Annotated in this window: 15 protein-coding genes; 13 read left to right on the top strand and 2 right to left on the bottom strand. The window is 39.5% G+C overall.

The annotated features are described in order from the left end of the window. Nucleotides 1-320: 320 nt before the first annotated feature. From J9537_RS17390 to J9537_RS17380, 3 genes are read left to right on the top strand one after another with little or no spacing between them, the layout of a single operon-like run. A complete protein-coding gene (locus J9537_RS17390) occupies nt 321-3,308 on the top strand; it encodes a type I restriction endonuclease subunit R (protein WP_070509026.1) in 2,988 nt (995 codons plus the stop codon). Nucleotides 3,309-3,345: 37 nt separating this feature from the next. After that, nucleotides 3,346-4,941, top strand: coding sequence for a type I restriction-modification system subunit M (locus J9537_RS17385; RefSeq protein ID WP_028020266.1), 1,596 nt, complete (start codon nt 3,346-3,348; stop codon nt 4,939-4,941). Next, nucleotides 4,934-6,052, top strand: a complete 1,119-nt coding sequence (locus J9537_RS17380) for a restriction endonuclease subunit S (RefSeq protein ID WP_035019381.1) — start codon at nt 4,934-4,936, stop codon at nt 6,050-6,052. Before J9537_RS17385 ends, J9537_RS17380 begins: the two co-directional genes overlap by 8 nt. Before the next feature lie 40 nt (nt 6,053-6,092). Here J9537_RS17380 and J9537_RS17375 read toward each other — a convergent pair whose 3' ends face one another. Beyond that, the gene (locus tag J9537_RS17375) at nt 6,093-7,019 is read right to left on the bottom strand and encodes a site-specific integrase (RefSeq protein WP_028020268.1); all 927 of its coding nucleotides are present in this window, start codon (nt 7,017-7,019) and stop codon (nt 6,093-6,095) included. A 64-nt stretch (nt 7,020-7,083) separates the two neighbouring features. Beyond that, nucleotides 7,084-8,253, bottom strand: coding sequence for a restriction endonuclease subunit S (locus tag J9537_RS17370; protein WP_245001360.1), 1,170 nt, complete (start codon nt 8,251-8,253; stop codon nt 7,084-7,086). A 173-nt stretch (nt 8,254-8,426) separates the two neighbouring features. Here J9537_RS17370 and licT point away from each other — a divergent pair, with 173 nt between their 5' ends. From licT to J9537_RS17320, 10 genes are all read left to right on the top strand, one after another. Then, a complete protein-coding gene (gene licT / locus J9537_RS17365) occupies nt 8,427-9,257 on the top strand; it encodes a BglG family transcription antiterminator LicT (RefSeq protein WP_028020270.1) in 831 nt (276 codons plus the stop codon). Nucleotides 9,258-9,358: 101 nt separating this feature from the next. Continuing rightward, entirely contained in the window at nt 9,359-11,284 is a 1,926-nt protein-coding gene (locus J9537_RS17360) for a beta-glucoside-specific PTS transporter subunit IIABC (protein ID WP_028020271.1), read from the top strand. After that, a complete protein-coding gene (locus J9537_RS17355; RefSeq protein ID WP_028020272.1) occupies nt 11,285-12,268 on the top strand; it encodes an ADP-ribosylglycohydrolase family protein in 984 nt (327 codons plus the stop codon). A gap of 419 nt (nt 12,269-12,687) precedes the next feature. Beyond that, on the top strand, nt 12,688-14,298 hold the full coding sequence (locus J9537_RS17350) for a C39 family peptidase (protein ID WP_028020273.1): 1,611 nt from the start codon (nt 12,688-12,690) through the stop codon (nt 14,296-14,298). 390 nt (nt 14,299-14,688) lie between these two features. Beyond that, nucleotides 14,689-15,510: a PRD domain-containing protein gene (locus J9537_RS17345; RefSeq protein WP_028020274.1), complete on the top strand. Its 822-nt coding sequence runs from the start codon at nt 14,689-14,691 to the stop codon at nt 15,508-15,510. 106 nt (nt 15,511-15,616) lie between these two features. Continuing rightward, nucleotides 15,617-16,381, top strand: coding sequence for a carbohydrate deacetylase (locus J9537_RS17340; RefSeq protein WP_028020275.1), 765 nt, complete (start codon nt 15,617-15,619; stop codon nt 16,379-16,381). 17 nt (nt 16,382-16,398) lie between these two features. Then, nucleotides 16,399-17,814, top strand: a complete 1,416-nt coding sequence (locus J9537_RS17335; RefSeq protein ID WP_028020276.1) for a PTS transporter subunit EIIC — start codon at nt 16,399-16,401, stop codon at nt 17,812-17,814. A 14-nt stretch (nt 17,815-17,828) separates the two neighbouring features. Continuing rightward, nucleotides 17,829-19,157: a family 4 glycosyl hydrolase gene (locus J9537_RS17330; protein ID WP_035019382.1), complete on the top strand. Its 1,329-nt coding sequence runs from the start codon at nt 17,829-17,831 to the stop codon at nt 19,155-19,157. Between the two features lie 13 nt (nt 19,158-19,170). Continuing rightward, nucleotides 19,171-19,629, top strand: coding sequence for a PTS sugar transporter subunit IIA (locus tag J9537_RS17325; RefSeq protein WP_028020278.1), 459 nt, complete (start codon nt 19,171-19,173; stop codon nt 19,627-19,629). Nucleotides 19,630-19,697: 68 nt separating this feature from the next. Continuing rightward, nucleotides 19,698-20,555: a GRP family sugar transporter gene (locus tag J9537_RS17320; protein ID WP_028020279.1), complete on the top strand. Its 858-nt coding sequence runs from the start codon at nt 19,698-19,700 to the stop codon at nt 20,553-20,555. Nucleotides 20,556-20,579 lie beyond the last annotated feature (24 nt).

The raw sequence follows: 20,579 nt of genomic DNA, 5'->3' as shown, positions 1-20,579 counted from the left end.
ATTTATAATTGCTATTGCTAATGAAACATAATTCAGTGATTTAGCTATTTAGCTATTTGCTATCTTGAAATCGAAGATAACAAGTAGTTTTTTTGTTTATATTTTTCTCTTTATCTATTGATATGTTGAAGATATTTGATTTTTAATGAAGAACATTCTACATGATAAATAGATCATATAGAAAATAGCAAAAACGTATGCTTTTCAGTTATAATTGAAACTGTTGAAGCTTACGCTGTAACACAACGCAAGTGGAACAACAATAGGATGATTTGATAGTTTTATAGAAGATGCTCAAAAAAGCGGAAGGAAGTAGTGAAGTGGCAGAAGCAAAATTTGAAGCAGCCCTGATTAGTAAGCTGGAAGCTGAAGGGTGGAGTTATCGTAAAGATTTCTCGAATGTGAGTATTAAAAAGCTTGAGGAACATTGGCGAGATATCTTAAACGAAACAAATGCTCATAAACTAAATGGAACACCTTTATCGGACATTGAATTTGGGTTAATTCTTCAAGCCCTGCAACGTATTCAAACTCCTTATGATGCTCAACTTTTATTAGTAGGCGCTGGGGGAATAGGTTCTATCCCAATTACTCGTGATGATGGTTCAAGTTTGGAAGTCGAGATTTTTTATGAAGATGATGTTGCGGGAGGACGTTCTCGTTATGAAGTTGTAAGTCAGATATCATTTACGGATTTACCAAAAGGTTTGACGACTAAACGAATCATTGATATTGCCTTACTTATTAATGGGCTTCCAGTAGCTCATATTGAGGAGAAAGACGAACATTTACAAAATCAATGGAATGCATTCGAGCAGCTTAAAGGATATCATGGCGATGGGCTCTACAAAGGTCTGTTTTCCTTTGTACAGGTGCAGTTTATTTTGAGTCAACACTCTGCACATTATTTTGCTCGCCCAAATGCATTCGAACACTATAATCAAACTTATGTATTCGGATGGCGTGATGAAAACAATAAAGACATTACAGATGCTTTTGAATTTGCGCACCAAGTGATGGGGATTCCTGCTTTGCATCGGTTGATAACGGTGAATATGATACCTGATGCTTCGAATGATAATTTAATGGTAATGCGTAGTTATCAAATTCAAGCTACAAGAGAAATCTTGCAGCGAATGAAAGATATGGAAGCCAATGATCTTATTGAAAAAGAGGGCGGCTATATTTGGCATACAACTGGTTCTGGTAAGACGGTGACTTCTTTTAAAGTTGCTCAATTGTTAGCGTCAGCTCCTCGAATTCGGAATGTACTTTTTATTGTGGACCGTGTCGATTTGATTGACCAAACATTGGAAAACTTTAAGGATTTTGCTTATATACATTTTAAAAAACGTATTAAGAAAGTGAATGGACATGAATTAAAGCGAGAACTGAAGCGTAAGGGTGCTTCACAAATTCTATTAATTTCTGTTCAAGGACTAACAAAAGCAGTAAAAAGAGGTCTGGAAAATGATGATTGGAATGTCATTATCATGGATGAAGCCCATCGTAGTGCCAGCGGTGAATCAGTCGGTTTGATAAAGAGAGCTTTCAAAAAGACAACATGGTTTGGTTTTACCGGAACACCAAATTTTTATAGTGATGAAATCAATGATGTTAAAACAACGCGAGATATTTCCACTCATGATATTTTCGGAAAAAGACTGCATACCTATACTATCAAGGATGCGATTGGTGACGGTAACGTACTTGGATTCGATGTCACTTACTTCAAACCTCATTGGGTGGTAGAACATCCTCAAAATGACTTTTCTGAACATGACTATGAAAAGGAAGTTTATCAAAGTGATGTTTATCGTCAACAAGTAGTCCAAGATATTTTGGATAATTGGAAAAAAACTTCTGGTGGGGCATTAATAGCTGGTAGACGTGAAGAAAATGCTTTTCAAGCAATGCTTGCTGTCTCTGGTAAGCAGGCAGTTGCGCATTACTATAATATTTTCAAAGAAAAGGCCCCACATTTAAATGTTGCCATGACCTTTTCTCGGGATGAATCGAATGAACGTGGTACCAAGGAACTAAACGAGATACTTAAAAAAGCTATTCTAGATTATACACAGAAATTCAATGTGCCAAGCATTTTGAATGCAAAAGATCCGGCACGCGCTTATATGATTGATATCACTAAGCGGTTAGCTCGTAAAAAACCTTACAATCAAGGTAAAGAAGAAGATCGACTGGATTTAGTGATCGTTTCGGATCAACTATTGACGGGCTTTGATTCTAAATATGTCAATATGATCTACATGGATAAGATGCTTAAAGAAGGTATGTTAATTCAAGCGATGTCTCGGACTAATAGAACATATAACCTTAATAGTAAACCGCATGGGAAAGTGCGTTTTTATCGTCAAGGAGACGAAATGAAAGAGTACGTTGAAAATGCACTGCGCATTTATACAAGAGGTGGAAATGATACTCTTCAAGAAGCAGAAGACGAGTCGGAAGATGAACGTATCAAGGAATTAAAAGATGACAATATCTTAGCAAAACCACAAAGCGATCAAATAAAAGAGCTGGAAGAAGCTGTTTCTAAACTAAAAGAACTCGCAGGAGAAGACTTTAGTCAAATTCCACTTGGCCAGAAGGCTCTAAAAGAATTTGTACATCTTGCTTTACCTACACAGAATAAGATTCAACGTTTGGTGCAACAAGGTTACGAATTAGGGAGTGAGATTGACGAGTTAGACGAGAAAAATGAACCTACAGGCAAAAAAGTTCGTCTAGATATTTCAAGCATAGAAGAATTTGGTGCTTTGCAAGCTCGATTAAACGATGCTAGAGAGAAAATACCTGAAGATGAACGCCCTGATCTTACAGAAATTAAGATAGGTATTAAGTTTTATGATCATCAAATTATAGATTATGACATGTTAGTGGAACTCTTGAATACATTCATGGATGACAAAAATGAAACAAATAAAGTGGCTATTGAGAAACATATCACGCCAATGGATGAGGAAAGTCGCCAAGAAATCAATGCGATTGTCGTTGATATTGAAGCTGGTGAGATAACCGAGCACTTTACAACCGAGTCATTACAGAATACTCGTAAAAAATATCGTACAGAATACCGTGAGTTAAAAATTCGACGTTGGGCTGCGGATCAACATGTTAATGGAAATAGAATAGTAGAGGCTTTTGATTTATTTTTACCAGGACACACACTCATTGATAATCCACAACTCTCGGAAATCGTACATGCGATTGAGGATGAAGAAAACATTGGTTTCTTTGGTGCATCAGAGTTTGAAGAAGCGTTGATGGAGTTTTTCAACTCACTATAGAAAATTTCAAAAATAATAGGAAGTAGGACAGAAGTAAATGGCACTATCAAGTGAACAAAAAAATAAAATGTGGGCGATGCTCAATCAAACTCGAGGACAGATTGGACTAACAGCCTACAAAGATTATATATTTGGGATTCTGTTTTATAAATATTTATCAGAGAAAGCAACCCATTGGCTAGAAAGTGTGTTACGCGGTGAAACGTGGACAAGTGTTTATACCCAAGACTCTGCAAAAGCTTTAGAATATATGAAAAAGAACCTGGGTTACGCGATTCAACCAAATGATTTTTTTGCCAATTGGAAACAAGCAATTGATACAGACCGTTTTAATATTGGTATGATGACTGATGCATTTGGTCATTTTAACCAACAAATTGCTTTTGAAGCACGTGGTGATTTTGAAGGGATTTTTGATGGAATGCGTTTTGATAGCGCTGATCTGGGAGCAACTGCTCAATCTCGTGCGAGCGTAATGATTTCAATGATTGATTTATTATCTTCTCCAGAATTTGATTTATCTGGTGATGAAGATACTGTCTCAGATATTTATGAATATTTAGTTCGCCAATTTGCGACAGTTTTGGCCTCAGATATGGGACAATACTACACGCCAAAAGAAATCTCTAACGTGATGGCTCGAATTTTAACTTTTGGAAGAGAGGATGAAGAAAGTTTCCATATTTATGATCCGACGGTTGGTTCGGGATCCCTATTACTTACTACGGCAAGTTATATGAAGAATTCTAAAAAACGTGGGATGATAAAATATTATGGGCAAGAAAAAGATGCCACTCCTTATCGTTTATCAAGAATGAACTTGATGATGCATGGAGTAGAGTTTAACGATATTAATGTTAATCATGCCGACACACTCGAAAGCGACTGGCCTGATGGTGTTGTAGATGGAAAAGATTCTCCTCGGATGTTCGATGCTGTAATGGCAAATCCACCATATTCAGCTCATTGGAGTAACAAAGAACGTGAAGATGATCAACGCTGGCGCGAGTATGGGGTAGCACCTAAAACAAAAGCGGACTATGCTTTCTTGCTGCATTGTCTGTATCACTTAAAAGATAATGGACGTATGGCAATTATTTTACCTCATGGTGTATTGTTTCGAGGAGCAGCAGAAGGTCGAATTCGTAAAGCACTAATTGACAAACATCAAATTGAAACTATTATTGGATTTCCTGATAAATTATTCTTAAACACTTCCATTCCAGTGTGTGTATTAATTCTAAGAAAAAACCGCGTTGAGTCGGATATATTGTTTATTGATGCAAGTAAGGACTTTGAAAAAGTGAAAAAACAAAATCACTTACGCCCTGAAGATGTTGAGAAAATTGTTGAAACAGTAGTTAGCCGCAAGGAAATAGAGAAGTATTCTCACATTGCAACATTGGATGAGATTAAAGAGAACGAGTACAACCTAAACATTCCTCGTTATGTTGATACGTTTGAGGAAGCCGAGCCAATAGATATTATTGAAGTTAGCAATGAGATACAGAAATTGAACGCTGAAATCCAACAAACAGAAGCTGATTTTCTAGCTATGTTGGATGAACTCGCTGTTACTCCTGAAACTAAGGATATAATTGAAGCAACAAAAGGGGTGTTTAAGCATGACTAAGAACGCTCCAGAATTGCGATTTAAAGGGTTTACTGACGATTGGGAACTGCGTAAGTTGGGAGAAGTGTCTGATATAATTGCCGGAGGAGATATTGATAGTTCGATACTAAAAGAAACGGGGGCATTTCCGGTTATTGCAAATGCAATAACTGACGACGGAATCGTTGGCTACTATGACTCTAAATTTAGAGTCATAGCCCCTGCCGTTACAGTTGTTGGACGAGGCGTTGGCGTTGGACGAGCGCAAGTCAGATATAAGAGTTTTACACCAGTTATACGTCTATTGTCAGTTAAAGCAAAAAAGCATGATGCAAAATTTCTAGAATCAATAATTAATGAGTACAAGATTATAATGGAATCAACAGGTGTACCACAGCTAACTGTCCCTCAGTTAAAACAATATAGGCTATATCTAACTTCTTTAGCGGAAGAAACTCAAATTGGTAACTTCTTTACATGTTTTGACAACATTCTCGCCCTTCATCAGCGTAAACTTGACTTATTAAAACGGTTAAAACAGGCGTATTTGCAGAAGATGTTCCCTAGGAACGGGGAGAAAGTGCCTGAGGTTCGGTTTGCGGATTTTGACGAGAAATGGGAACAGCGTAATCTAGGTGAGATAGCAGATAGGTACGATAACTTGCGAGTACCGATAACAGCATCTGAACGAGTTTCTGGAGAGACCCCTTATTATGGTGCAAATGGGATTCAGGATTATGTTGAAGGTTATACACATAATGGAGAGTTCATTTTAATTGCAGAAGATGGAGCAAACGATTTGAAAAACTACCCAGTTAATTTTGTTAATGGTAAAATTTGGGTCAACAACCATGCTCATGTGCTGCAATCTAAAGTAGATGAAGCTGATAATAAATTTTTGGTGAATGCTATAAATAATATTAACATTGAACCATTTTTGGTTGGTGGAGGTCGTGCAAAACTCAATGCTAATGTCATGATGAAGTTGGAGGTTATTATTCCTTCAAAAATAGAACAGCAAAAAATTGGCATATTCTTTAAACAGATCGACAACACGATCACCCTTCATCAAGAAAAAATAAATGCTTTAAAATCAATAAAAAAGACTTTCCTAAATAAAATGATCATATAACTGTATTCCCAGAAGACATATTATCTTCTGGGATTTTTCCTTATACTAAAGCACTCAAATGTCGAATAATTTTATCGTTGTCTTGATTTTCTAGTTCTTGAATAATATGCAAATATGTTTCCTGAGTGGTTGTCATGCTTGAATGCCCCAATCTTCTAGCAACACTAGCGATAGAAACACCTGCAAAAAGCAACAAAGATGCGTGAGTATGACGTAACCCATGTATAGTAATGGTCGGAACACTTGCTTTCTTACACAACGCTTCAAGTCTTTTATTGATTGTTGAATTGAACACTCGGCCATTCACAAATATCAAACTATCTTCATTCATGTTTTTTGTTAATTGGGAGAATTGCATACTAATCTGCCAATCAATTTGAATTTTTCTTTTTGAGGATTCATTTTTTGTAGGTTGAATTTCACCATTTGATTTTTTGTAATTCCACGTTTTAGTTACTGTTAGACTCTGGTTGAAATAATCAAAATCTTTTGGAGTTAAGGCAAGAGCCTCTGAAAAACGTAGTCCAGTTTTTGCGATAAGCAGAATAAACCAATCCCAGTTAATTTCTTTATCTAATTCCAATTGCTTAAGTAAAGATTGTAACTCAAATTGATTCAAAAACTTTGGCTTCTTTTTGCAAGGCTCTTTACCTTTAATAATAATTTTCCGAGTAGGATTTTTCTCAATTAAACCTTCATCAACTGCGTCCAAAATAGCCCCTTTTATTTGATGATGAAAATCCATAGTTGTCTGCTTTTCATGGGTAATAGCATATTCATTCAAAAGTCTTTGATAATTTCTACGATCCAAATCAGATAATCGTAGATTAGGTGCCAATTCCATAATCCTCTGATGTGTTACGTAATACTTGTCCAATGTAATCTCTCGAATCGCTCCAACTTTATAAAGTTCCAACCACTCTTCAAAATATTGGTGAAACAGTACATCCTTTTTCTTTTTTGACATATAAAATACCTCCTAAAATAGTTACTCAGATTTCATAATAACTATTTTTAGGAGGTAATACTTTTTATATGAACATTTTTTTTAGGAAAGCAGATTTTAAAATATTAAGTTGAGTAATTAGATTCTGTTGAATATCGACAATGTTGTCGAATTGTTTGAAGAAGAATCCAATTTGTTTTTGTTCCTCTAATTCTGGATAAAGCAAATTCACTTGTTTTAAATCAGAATTATGAAGATGAACAACAGATTTACCTTGAGCCCTCTTAGTCATTTCTTTCTGTTGTGTCCCATTAGAAATAGTCAGCGCTAAAAACACTGAATCAATAAACTTTTTGGGTCTGATAATATTTAAATCTCCACCAATGATAATGCCAGGCTTACCAATAACAGATGCCCTAGATATATCTTTTGATGTTTCACCTGATGCGGGAACAATAACTTCATTTCCCTTACTAATTACGGAGTTATCTTTTTCAATAGCAAAAGAATCAACATTATTGATTATTGTTTGGTACTTGGTATAAAGCCTTCCGTATAATATAATTGGATTCCCAATTTCGGTTAAATCATTTTTTGTATAGCCATTCCCCTTCGAAAAGTCCGCTAACCCTGCTAATTTTCGCTGTTCCCATTTCTCGTCAAAATCCGCAAATCGTATTTCAGGTACTTTCTCCCCATTCTTAGGAAACATTTTCTGTAAATAAGCCTGTTTCAGCTGATTTAATAAGTCAAGTTTACGCTGATGAAGGTCGATGGTGTTGTCGAGCTGTTTGAAGAAGGTACCGATCTTTTGTTGCTCATGTTCTGTAGGAAGATTAATATCAATATTTAGAAGTTCTCTATTGCGAATATGGACTTGCGTTGAGCCATTTTTTTCTGCTGAGATGATCTTTCTATACTTATCGCTATTGGAGAATGAGATAAGAAAATCCTCATCCATACCTTCAAACAACTCCAATTTATACACACCTTGCGGCATCAAAAATTGTTCGTCAACTCCTTCAATACGAACGATTCTCCCCATATTTGGAGCCGATGGAACTAAGTCTCTTAAAGAAGTTACGAGATTGTTTGTGTGAACATGACTAGTTATATTCTTTTCAAAGAAGTCTTTACTAATGAATTTACTGCCAGATAAATCTGCAATCCCAGTCGCATTAACAGCTCCCTTTGGAACCGTACGAATTCCATCTTCGAGATAGTCTGTTGGTTTGATAGATGCACCACCAGACAATTTCTCAATAACACCAGATAACTTACGCTGTTCCCAATCGTAAAGAGAGCTGATGGATTAAAAAAAAGTTTTGTAAAAGATCAGTTGAGTACATTTCTACCACCCTCCTTGACATTCCCCAAAGAACCCGTATCATAGCTTATGAAAGTTTGCCGGGGGGACGGGGAGAGAGCTTGCTGAGAATAAAGAAGATTTTTAACAACAATGTTGTCTTGGTGATCGATACGAAGGGTCTGGAGCGGATTTTGATTGGCAGGGGAATTGCCTTTCGGAAACGGGTTGGCGAGACGGTTGAGAAGGATAAGATCGAGAAGACGTTCGTGGTGGATTCGCCGAATGTGGCGGATCGGTTTGTACAATTGATCGAGGAAGTGCCGATCAATCGGCTGGAGATGGTGACGGTGATCATCAAGGGTGCGGAAGCGGAGCTGGAGCGGACCTTTGATGGGAATACCTATATTGGCTTAGCGGACCACATTAATTATGCGGTGAATCGGTTTAGAAAGGGTGAAACGATTCAGAATGCGTTGTTATTGGAGATCAAGAAGTTTTATCCGAAGGAATTTGCGGCGGGAATGAAGGCGCTGGAGCAGATCAGCTATTATGAGGGGATCGAGCTGAATGAAGATGAGGCGGGCTTTATTGCCTTACACTTTATTAATGGCGGCTTGAACAATGATACGGCTCAGACGTTATTGACGACAGAGATGCTGCAGAAGGTGGTCTTGATCGTGGAGGATTGTCTGGGGATCGAGCTGGATACGGAATCGCTGAATTATGTTCGTTTCGTTACCCACTTGAAATTCTTTATTCAACGTGTCATAATTAACGAACCGAGGCAGGAGTCGGTGCCGGAGATGTTTGAGCAGGTCGTTCAATTTTATCCGAAGGCGACGGAGAGTGTCGGGATCATCAAGCATTATCTACAGGACAAGCTGGCTTGTCGAATCTATCCGGAGGAGGAGATGTACTTGATTCTCCATGTCCAACGGTTAATTAAATAAACGGGATTGTAACTGATTATGCAGGCAACACCCAAGCAAGGGATGAAGAGTCTCTTGTTTGAGTGTTGCCTTTTTTATATGCCAAAAAAGGGGGAAGCAACATGGATAAGTATCAAGCTTTGGTGTCATTTATTTTGGAAAAGGTTGGAGGAAAGGAGAATGTGCTGAGCGTCACGCACTGTATGACGCGGCTGCGTTTTACCTTGAAGGATGATTCGCTGGTGCAGAAAGAGGAAGTCGTGAAGTCACCAGACGTCATGAGTGCGCAGTTTGCCAGCGGACGGTTTCAAGTGGTGGTCGGGACAAATGTAGCGGATATTTTTCAAGTGGTTCAGGAGCAATTGAATGGGAAAACTGTCGAGGCAGCGGAAGAGAAAAAAGGCTTGGTCAGCACGTTGGTAGATACCATTACCAAGGTGATTACACCAGTCTTAGGAATATTAACGGCTTCTGGTTTGCTGCAAGGGATCTTGGCGTTATTGACGGCGACAAATGTATTATCGGTCAATGATGGCGCGTACATCATTTTGCACGCGATGGGACAAGCAGTCTTTTACTTTTTACCGGTGACATTAGGTTATACGAGTGCGAAGGCCTTTAAGATGAATCCTTTTGTTGGGATGATGCTAGGAGCGACGTTGCTGATTCCAGAGTTGATGACGGGATTGACCAGCGGCGATGCCTTGTACACCTTGTTTAAGGGGACATTGTTCCAAACACCGGTGTTCAATACCTTCTTTGGGATTCCGATTCTTTTTCCGTCGACAGGCTATCAGTACACCGTGATTCCGATCATATTTATTGTGTATGTTGGGTCGAAGGTGGAAAAATGGTTGAAAAAGGTCGTGCCGGCAGTGATTGCCCATAATGTGAATTCATTCTTGACGATCTTGATCACGGTTCCTTTAGCGATTTTAGTGGTTGGTCCAGTCACGAATGTTCTTAGCTCGCTGATCAGTGCAGGCGTGTCAGGGCTGTATGGTATTTCTCCTGTAGTGACCTCGTTAGTTGTCGCGTTGCTGTATCAGCCGTTGGTTATCTTTGGCTTGCATTGGCCGATTTCTGCGATCGGGATCACGAATTTGGCGCAATCAGGTGTGGACTATATTTTCCCAATGTCCTTTACTGCCAACTTTGCGCAAACAGCGGTTGTTTTGGCTGTCTTTTTACGGACGCGTTCGAAGGATCAAAAGGCCTTGGCGATTCCAGCGATGGTATCAGGCTTGTTCTGTATCATCGAACCGGCGATCTATGGGTTTAGCTTGCCAGTGAAAAAACGCTTTGCTTATTCTATGATTGGCGGTGCAGTTGGTTCATTGATCTTGGCGCTGACTTCTACAAAAATGTATGCGATGTCCTTTGGTATTCTAGGATTTGCGGCCTTTATCAATCCAAAGAGAGGCAGTATGAATGGCGTGATTCTTGCGGTCATCGCTTCCGTCGCTACAGCTGCGGTGGCTTTTGTCCTTACGTATATGACGTTTAAAAAGGAAGAAGATGTGGTTGATCCAGAGGAAAAAAGCTTAGTGAAAGCTGAAGTATTGGTCTCACCTTTAGAAGGAGAAATCAAACCCATCGAAAGTGCGGCTGATCCAAGCTTCGCCTCAAAAGCGTTAGGTAATGGCTTCGTGATCATTCCTGAAAAAGGAGACGTTGTTTCTCCAATATCAGGCACTGTCGAAACGGTTTTTCCAAGCGGGCATGCGATTGGACTCGTTAGTGATAGTGGGATCGAAGTGTTGATCCATATCGGGATCGATACCGTTGAGCTAGAAGGCAATGGCTTTAAACCCTTAGTGGAAAAAGGTCAATCAGTGGCGCAAGGTGAGAAAATCTTAGAGATCGATTTGGAAAAAATTACAGAAGCCGGCTATTCTGTCGAGTCCTTTGTGACGGTCACAAATTCTGATCAATTTCTCGATATTCTTAGTCAGCAGGAGGGTCATGTCAAAATCAAGGACAAAGTAATGACCGTTATTCCTTTTAATAATCAAGCAGAAACAATCAATTTAGCGGAGGTAAATTAAGTGAGAGAAAAGATTTGGGGCGTACTAGCTGGCGGAGCATTAGGCGACGCGATGGGGATGCCGACAGAATGCTGGTCACAGGAAAAAATCCGCCAGAATTTTCCCGATGGAGTGACCGAATTAATCGCTTCGAATGAAAATGATGTCTTTGGCCGGAAATTAGTGGCGGGAGCGATTACGGATGATACGTTAAATGTGCTGATGATCCTGTCCATGATCAAAAAAAATCAAGGACAGATTCGGGTGGAGGACTATATCACAGAGCTGCGAGAGTGGAACGACAACTCGCCAGTTTCCGCATTTGTATCAGGACCTTCCACCTTGAAGGCATTGGATAAAATCGCTCAAGGAGTACCGATCGAAGAGACAGGCGTCACCGGAACAACCAATGGGGCATCGATGAAAATCGCGCCGATCGGATTGATCAGCGATTACCGTGATTTAGCTACGCTGGTGAAAAATGTCGCGGAAATCTGCCTGCCGACACATAATACGAAAATCGCGATTGCAGGAGCCAGCGCTGTAGCAGCAGCTATCAGCTATACCGTTCGAGGCGGGCAATCCATTGAAGGAATCTGGTCAATCGCCTTTGATGCGATCAATGCAGCCAAAGAGTACGGTCACGATTTTCCAGCGGCTTCCTTAACTTTCCGTATGAATCAAGCACGAAAGATCCTCCGGCAGGAAGCGGACGAGCAGCTTATTTTGCAACGATTGTACGAAGAGATCGGCACAGGGATGGAAACCATCGAAACAATCCCCAGTGCCTTTGTGATCGTTGAATTAGCCGAAGGCGATCCATTGAAGGCCGCGCAATTAAGCGCATCTTTGGGATGGGATACCGATACGATCGGCGCTATCAGTGCGGCGATCTGTGGCGGAATGAATCCAGAGCTGCCGAAGGAAATGATCCGTCAGATTGGAGCAGTCAATCAGTTGGACTTTGAACAGTTGACGGATGATGTGGCGGGATTTGTGAAGTAAGATAAATGTTGTTTGAGAATAAACAGCGATCGATTCTTTAAGAGAGTTGATCGTTGTTTTTTATTTTGTATGCATATTCTCTTGAAACTTCTGTTTGCAAAAATACAAGGCTATATACATGAGAATAGCGATCAGCATCTAATATTCTAAAAATAGTCGAAGCCCTAAATATAAAGGAAACAAGAAGAAATGATTTATTAGAAAAAGAAACGATTATCTCCTGCAATTAAAGCAGTTATGTGGTTTTTGTTTTAATAGACTATCTTCTAAAAATCACCAAAAAGTCATTTTCTTGTATGTTTTGCAATATTGAAGATATAAATACATAAAAAAGTCATTATTTAATTGAAAACACTTTCAATAATAAATAATCCATGTTTTAATAATAATGATAATTATTATTTTGTAGGAGGGTGAACATGGAGAAGAAGCGTTTTAAGATGTATAAGAAGAAAAAAACGTGGGTTGTAGCGCCGATCGTCTTCTTAGGATTGTTGGGTGCTTCGGCATTTGCGACGGATGAGCAGGTTGTCTATGCAGATGAGGTTGGGAAGGGACAGGTGGTTCAGGTTGTCGAGTCGGAGCCTGCAGCGGTGAAGGAAGCTGCTCCAATAACCGAGAATCAAACGAATGATGCGCAAGGAGAAGTTGCGGAAACACCACCGACAACTGAAACAAGCGAATCAACAGAACCGACGGAGCCAAATAAGCCTGCTGAAACGGAAGGCACAGGTGAAACGACTGAGCCAGAGGTTCCGAAAGAGGATCAAGAAGAGATAACGGATACACAGCCGAAGGATCAAGAGGAAACGACGGATTCTACGGAGATCGACGAAGGAAAAACAGAGGACACTGAGGCTTCTGATTCTACAGAAGTGATTGAAACGCCAACAGTGGATACTAGCAGTAAAGAAGAGGTGGTCAAGGATGAACCTGCAAGTAATAAGGCTGAAGCTGCGACCACAACAACACAGCCAAAAGTAGCTGCGGCAGCACCAAAAGCAGCGGCTGCTGCTGCGCCGAAAGCGGCGACCAAGGCTGCTCCAGCGCAAACGATCGCGATTTATCGTGTGTATAATCCGAACTCTGGTGAGCATTTGCATACGATGAATGTCCATGAGAAGAATTATTTAGTGAAGCTGGGCTGGCGCTATGAAGGAATCAGTATGCGAGTGCCATTGACAGGACGCCAGCTGTTTAGAATTTATAACCCAAATTCTGGCGAACATTTCTTTACCCTGGATGCCAAAGAGCGAGACCATTTGAAACGTGTTGGCTGGCGTTATGAGGGGATTGCTTGGCACACGCCTTGGGCTGGAATGCCGATGTATCGGGTATTTAATCCGAATTCAAGAGGTGCGGGTTCTCACCATTATACGATGCTGCTGAGCGAACGGAACCACCTATTGAAGCTGGGTTGGCGCAATGAAGGGATTTCTTGGTACACCTTAGGCGGCGCGCAGCCAATCGCTCCGGTTGAACGGACATTGAATGTGCCATATGTGAGTCAATATGTGCCTGTATTTAGTCCGTGGGGCTGTGCAGGGGCTTCCATGACGATGCTGCTGAGATACAAAGGGAAAACGGTCGATCTGAAATATGTTCAGGACAATTTGCCAATGTATCCGAATGATAAAGGCGGTCAAAAGGGGAATGTATACACTGGCGCCGGCTTTGGCTGGGTAATCACCCCAGATTCCTTAGCGAATTATGCCAAAAAATGGTACAAGAATGTCTCAAACATCAGCAATGTCAGCACCCAAAATATCGTAGATCGCATCATCAATGGCAATCCGGTGCTGTACTATGGCTATTCTTCGTATCAAGCGAATACGATCCGCAATCACTGCAAGGTCATCGCAGGCTATAAGGACAATAAATTCTTGGTCTACGATCCGTTGTACTATAGCGCAAATGCGAAGGCTGGATCAGGCGGTCCCAATAAAACCTATGATCGCGGCGCGATGGCATGGGTATCAATTACCGACTTTGCCAAGGAATGGGACGGCCGAGCGATTGGTGTTAGCTAAGATCAGGGGCTATGTGCTTCTTGATTGCTGAAACTGATGGAAAGAAGGATCGAAACTTAGGAGGTTAGACAGTTTAGGCTGTTTGATCTCTTTTTGATGGTTTCAGCGTTTTTTTTAAAGAGAATATTCTTAATAAAAGGGCGGATTATACTTTTCAATGTAAAGAGGCCCAATTTGATCGTGAGTTATTGAGTGAATCTGATTCAAAAAATATGAAAATCATTGTTGACAGCGCTTTTTTAATTTGCTATATTGAGCGTGTAAACAAATAGGGTGTAACTATTAAATTAGGCACGACCTGGGAAAACACTTTCCTTAGGTCGTTTTTTGTTGTTTTAAATATTATAATCAATTGGATTTAAAGTGTTTTTATAGAGGAGCGGTGCAATAATGAAGGTTGTTAAAAAGATCAATCATAATGTAGTACTAATTGATGATGAGGGAGTAGAAAAAATTGCAATGGGTAAAGGAATTGGATTCTCCGCTATCGTTAATCAAACTTTTGATCCAGCTCTTGCAGATAAATTTTTTACTTTAGATTCCAAAGAAAAAACAAAAATGTTTAGTGAGATGGCTGCAAAAATACCAATAGAGTTCATAGAATTTTCAGAAGAAATCATTCAGTTCATTTCAAAGAGAATCGCTTCACCATTAGACTCCAATATTTATATCGCGTTGACGGATCACATTTATTTTGCGATCCAGCGACAAAAGGAAGATAGTCAGGTAACGGCCATTATGCTGCCGGAAATGAAGCTGCTGTATCCGGATGAGTATGAAACAGCCAATGAAGTCGTTGCTTTGATCAATCACCGTTATGATACAGAGCTGGGAGCGAATGAAGTTGGCTTCATCACAATGCATATCATCAATGCGGAGCTGGGAGAGCGGAACAGTTTGAACAGTTTAAAAATTTTAGAGATGACCAAGACGATTTTAGAAGCTCTAGAAAATACCCTTGGCTATCAGTTTGATAAAGATTCATTGACTTATCACCGGATGATGATTCACATCAAATTTTTAGTGAAGCGTTTGATTTATCAGGAAGAATCTCCAACTGAAAACATTGGCTTTTTTACAAGTAACTTTAAAGAAAGCAAGCCTTATCAAACGGCGTTGACGATCAAAAATATGATCGAAAAGAAATTTCACTTAGACGTTCAGGAGAACGAAGTTATTTATCTGGCGATTCACTTGGCAAGAATTCAATAAGTAGGGCGTAACTATTAGGTAGGCGCAACCTTTTGACACACAGAAGAAAAATCTGTGCTCATTGGGTTGCGCCTATTTTTAATATAAAAAAGAAAGGAAGGAAAGAATGGGAAAAGTAATCTTCAATTCAGACGATTTCGGCTATAGTTACGGAGTGAACTACGGTATCGTGGATGCCTATCAACGAGGGATATTGACATCAACCACTTTAATGGCGAATATGCCGGGATTTGAACATGCAGTAAAACTAAAAAAAGAGCTACCAAATTTAGGCGTAGGGGTCCATTTGACCCTGACCTGCGGAAAGCCTCTTTTGAAAAATGTGGACAGTTTGATGGATGTGGACAGATTTAAGCACTTATCATATTATAAACAACCTTTTGAAGTGGATGGGGATCAGCTCTATCAGGAATGGAACACGCAAATTCAAAAAGTTTATCGAGCCGGAATTATTCCGACGCACCTAGATAGTCATCACCATACGCATACTTTCGGAATGAATCAGGAAGTCGTTATTGCACTGGCAAAAAAATATGATTTGCCAGTTCGCGGAAATTTTGAGAGGAAGGAAGAAGTTCGACATACGGATTACTTTGAACCTTATTTCGATGATGTTGGAGAAACGAATGTAGAAAAACGACAAATTGATTGTTCCATTGATGAGTATCTAGATCGTTTGATATCCGTTTTAAGAGAAGAGAGAACGATCGAGATTATGTGCCACACGGCTTATCTTGATCAAGATTTGCTGAATGGATCGAGTTTTGTCTATCCGAGAATCAATCAAGTGGAATTTTTGATTCATTCAGATTTTGCACAGCAGGTTAAAAGGGATAGTTTGATTGAGTTAGCAACATATAAAGATATATAGTCTAAGGAGGAGTAAAAATGTCAACTTTTAAAGCAAATATACAAAAATTGGGTAGAGCGATGCTGCTACCGGTAGCTGCAATGCCATTGGCCGGATTGATCATGCGTCTCTCAGCAGATGACATGTTGAATATTCCAGTGATTGGAGCAGCTGGAAATGCTGTGTTTGGAAATTTGGATATTCTGTTTGCAATAGGGGTAACGATCGGTTTTGCGAAAACGAAAGATAAAGGCATCCCAGCACTTACTGGGTTCTTAGCGATTGCTACGTTGAAAAAAGGTTTGGAGATCATGAATCCAGCTGTCAATATGGGGATATTCGGCGGGATTATTTCTGGTTTGATCGCAGCTTGGACATATAACCGCTTCAAAGAGCAAAAACTGCCGATGGTGTTCTCATATTTTGCCGGTGAGAAATTTCCATTGACGATGGTGATGATTTTACAAACCATCACTTCGGTCGTTTTTGGTATTCTATGGCCTTTTGCTCAAGCTGGAATTGATAGTTTTGCTAGATTATTAGTGAACATGGGTGCCTTAGGGGTTGGTATTTTTATGTTCTTAAATCGTTTATTGATTCCATTTGGTCTTCACCATGTACTGAATACGTATGTTTATTACGACCTAGGAAGTTATACTGCACCGAATGGAGAAGTATTCCGGGGGGAGATGACTCGTTTCATTAATGGCGATCCGCAAGCAGGGCTATTCTTGTCAGGTTTCTTCGTAGTTATGATGTTTGGTGTACCAGCAATCTGTTTAGCAATCTATCGTGCAGCGTTCAAAGAAAACAAGGATATGGTCAAAGGGATTATGGGAAGCGGAGCAGCTACATCCTTCATCTCAAACATTACAGAACCAGTGGAATTCAGCTTTATGTTCCTTTCTCCAATGTTGTATGTAGTACACGCGGTTTTTGCTGGCTTAGCAGGAATTGTTTGCTATCTGCTAAATATTCGGATTGGTTTCACTTTTGGTGCTTGTATTGTTGATTACTTAATCAATTTTCGAATAGCTACTAATGCCATCTTAATTATTCCAATCGGGATTGTTTTCTTTGCACTGTACTATTTTACTTTCTACTATCTGATCAAGAAGCGCAATATCCAAACTTTGGGAAGAGAAGTAGCAACGGAATATGGAACAGAAGCATTAGAAGATGAAAAAGAATTAGGTTTGGCAAGTAAAAATTATGAGTACATGGCAAAAAAAATGCTGCAGGCTTTTGGTGGATCAGAGAACATCTCTGATGCCTTCAGTTGTAATACTCGTTTAAGAGTTGAAGTTGAAAATCCAGCGATTGTCGACGAACAGCGGATCAAACAACTAGGCGTCAGCGGTGTGATCAAGCCAACAGAAAAAAATTACCAAGTCATTATTGGATTGGAAGTAACTTATGTAATGGCAGAATTTAATAAATTATTAGAGCAATAGGAAGGATGTAAATCATGACAAACAAACAAATCATTACAATTGCCGGTGGAGGCAGTACGTATACACCAGGAATTATTCAAGCGGTTCTGAACAATGCGGATCGTTTGCCACTTTCAGAAATTCGCTTGTACGATATTGATGCTGAAAGAAATGCTGATATGTATTTGATTATTCAGTATATGTTAAAAAAAGAAGGGTTTAAGGATGTTGTCATTTCTTCAACAGAAGATCCGGAAACGGCCTTTACAGGGTGCGATTTTATCTTCTCACAAATTCGTGTGGGCGGAATGAAGATGCGTGAAAAGGACGAAAAAATTCCTTTAAGTCATGGATTAGTTGGTCAAGAAACCTGTGGATTGGGTGGCTTTGCCTATGGAATGCGATCAATGAGCGGACTGTTGGAAATTGTGGGCTACGTCCAACAGTATGCACCTGATGCATGGATTTTAAATTATACAAATCCAGAATCAATTGTTTCTGAAGCTGTTCGCAGACAGTATCCAAAAGCGAAAATGATTAATGCTTGTGATATGACGATTTCAATTGAAGAAACGATTGCAGTTAATTATGGTTATGATCGAAAAAAATGGATTCCGACTTATTATGGGTTGAATCATTTTGGCTGGTACACTTCAATCTATGATAAAGAATTGAAAAAAGATGTTATGCCAGAGATTATTGGAAAACTGACTACTCAGGAAATGCAGGTTGCTGATTTTAATGCAGGAGATAAGACTTGGCAGGAAGCCTTTAGTATGATGTCCGTGATCACAAAGAACTTCCCACAAAATATTCCAAATAACTATTTAGAGTATTACTTGTATCCAGATATGGTTGTTGAACATTCAGATAGAAACTATACTCGCGCCAATATGGTGATGGAAGGCAGAGAAAAAAACACCAAAGAAATGGCTGATAAAATTCGAGGGGGAGTGACGGAAGACGTACTGAACTTTAACTTTGGTGAACATGGACAATACATTGTTGATATGGCGACATCCTTGTTGAATGATGAACGTCGGCGCTTTATGCTAATCGTTCCTAATCAGGGTGCTATCCCTAACTTACGATCAGACGCTGTAGTAGAAGTACCAGCCTACGTTGGAGCAACAGGTGTTGAACCGATATCTTTGAGAGAACCGATCTGTGATTTCCATAAAGGATTGATGGAGGCGCAAGTGGCGGCGGAAAAATTATTAGTGGATGCTTACTTTGAAGGGTCTTATCAAAAAGCATTGCAGGCTTTCACATTAAATCAAACAGTTCCGAATGCTCGAGTAGCTAAAAAAGTATTAGATGAAATGATCGAGGCCAATAAAGAGTTCTGGCCGGAATTAGTCTAGAGGTGATGAGAAAATGCTCTTTTTTAAAACAAAAAAAGTTTTGAAATCTGTTGCAAACGGTCACGTTCTTCCTTTAGAGGCAGTAAAAGATGAGGTTTTCTCCATGAAGTTGATGGGCGAGGGGTATGCAATAAGTCACCATGATGGTAAGGTCTATGCGCCAATTGAGGGAATTGTTGAGAGCATTTTCCCAACACTACATGCAATAACAATTAAAAGTAAAACTGGAGAGAAATTACTGATCCATATGGGATTGGATACTGTGGAATTAAAAGGAGAACCTTTTTCAATCAAAGTAACAGAAGGGCAGAACGTAAAAACAGGAACATTACTCGCCTTTATGGACTTACGGCAATTAGAGAATGCTCAAAAGGACAACACTATCGTCGTGGTTTTCCCAGAAAGAAACAAGGGTGAGTTGATGAAGGAAAATCAAGCAGTTACATTGCAAGACGAACTATTCAAATTTTAGATCAGGAAGGGACTGGGTAGATGCCCAGTCTTTTCTTAAGTGATTATTTTAGCTTTTAGGAGAAATCAATGATTATTTTATATCTATTACCCGCATTAGGATGGGGTTTTATGCCGATCATCGCAAAAATGACAAATGCTAAACCTATCAATCAGCTTTTAGGAACAACGACAGTGGCCCTCTTAATTGGAACGCTTTTCACTTTCATCGTTCAGCCGTCTTATAATAGTGGAAGGCTTCTGGCAGCTGTTTTTTCTGGGTGTTTTTGGTCGATTGGACAATATTTGCAATTCTATTCATTTCAATTATTACCAGTATCTGAGGCCATGCCGATTTCCAATGGGACTCAATTAATCGGAGCTACCTTTATTGCGGCTTTATTTTTTGGTGAGTGGTCAAATATGAAAATGGCAAGCGTAGGAACAGGAGGGATTCTATTAATTATTGTCGGAATTATTCTCACTTCCTATTTAGAAAAAAAAAATGACACAACGTTGTTAAAACCAACTAAAAGCAAAGCGATTACTTGTTTGTTACTGTCTTCGTTAGCTTTAACAGTTTATGTGACTTTGCCACAAGCGTTTCAAACCAGTGGAGCAGAGGTTCTATTTCCACAAGCAATCGGAATGTGGTTCTTATCGATAGTGTTATCTTTTGGTAAACGTGACGAGATAAGCTGGAGACAGGTGAGAAAGAACTTTGGGACAGGAATAGCTTGGAGTATTGCAAATATTAGTCTATTTCTTGCTATACCGATCATCGGTGTCGCTAAAAGTTTTACCTTTTCCCAGTTAGCAGTATTAATCTCAATTTATGCGGGATTAGTTCTTTTGAAGGTTAAAAAAACAAAAATAGAATTGCGAATGATCAGTTTAGGCGCGGCGCTTATTACAATAGGGATATTGTTGATTGGTTCAATCAAATAAAGAAAAGTCTAGTCATCATTCGGT

This window comes from Enterococcus raffinosus, assembly GCF_019175485.1.
Lineage (GTDB): Bacteria > Bacillota > Bacilli > Lactobacillales > Enterococcaceae > Enterococcus_A > Enterococcus_A raffinosus.
Note: the sequence above shows the minus strand (reverse complement) of the source record. Positions and strands in the feature narration are given on the sequence as shown.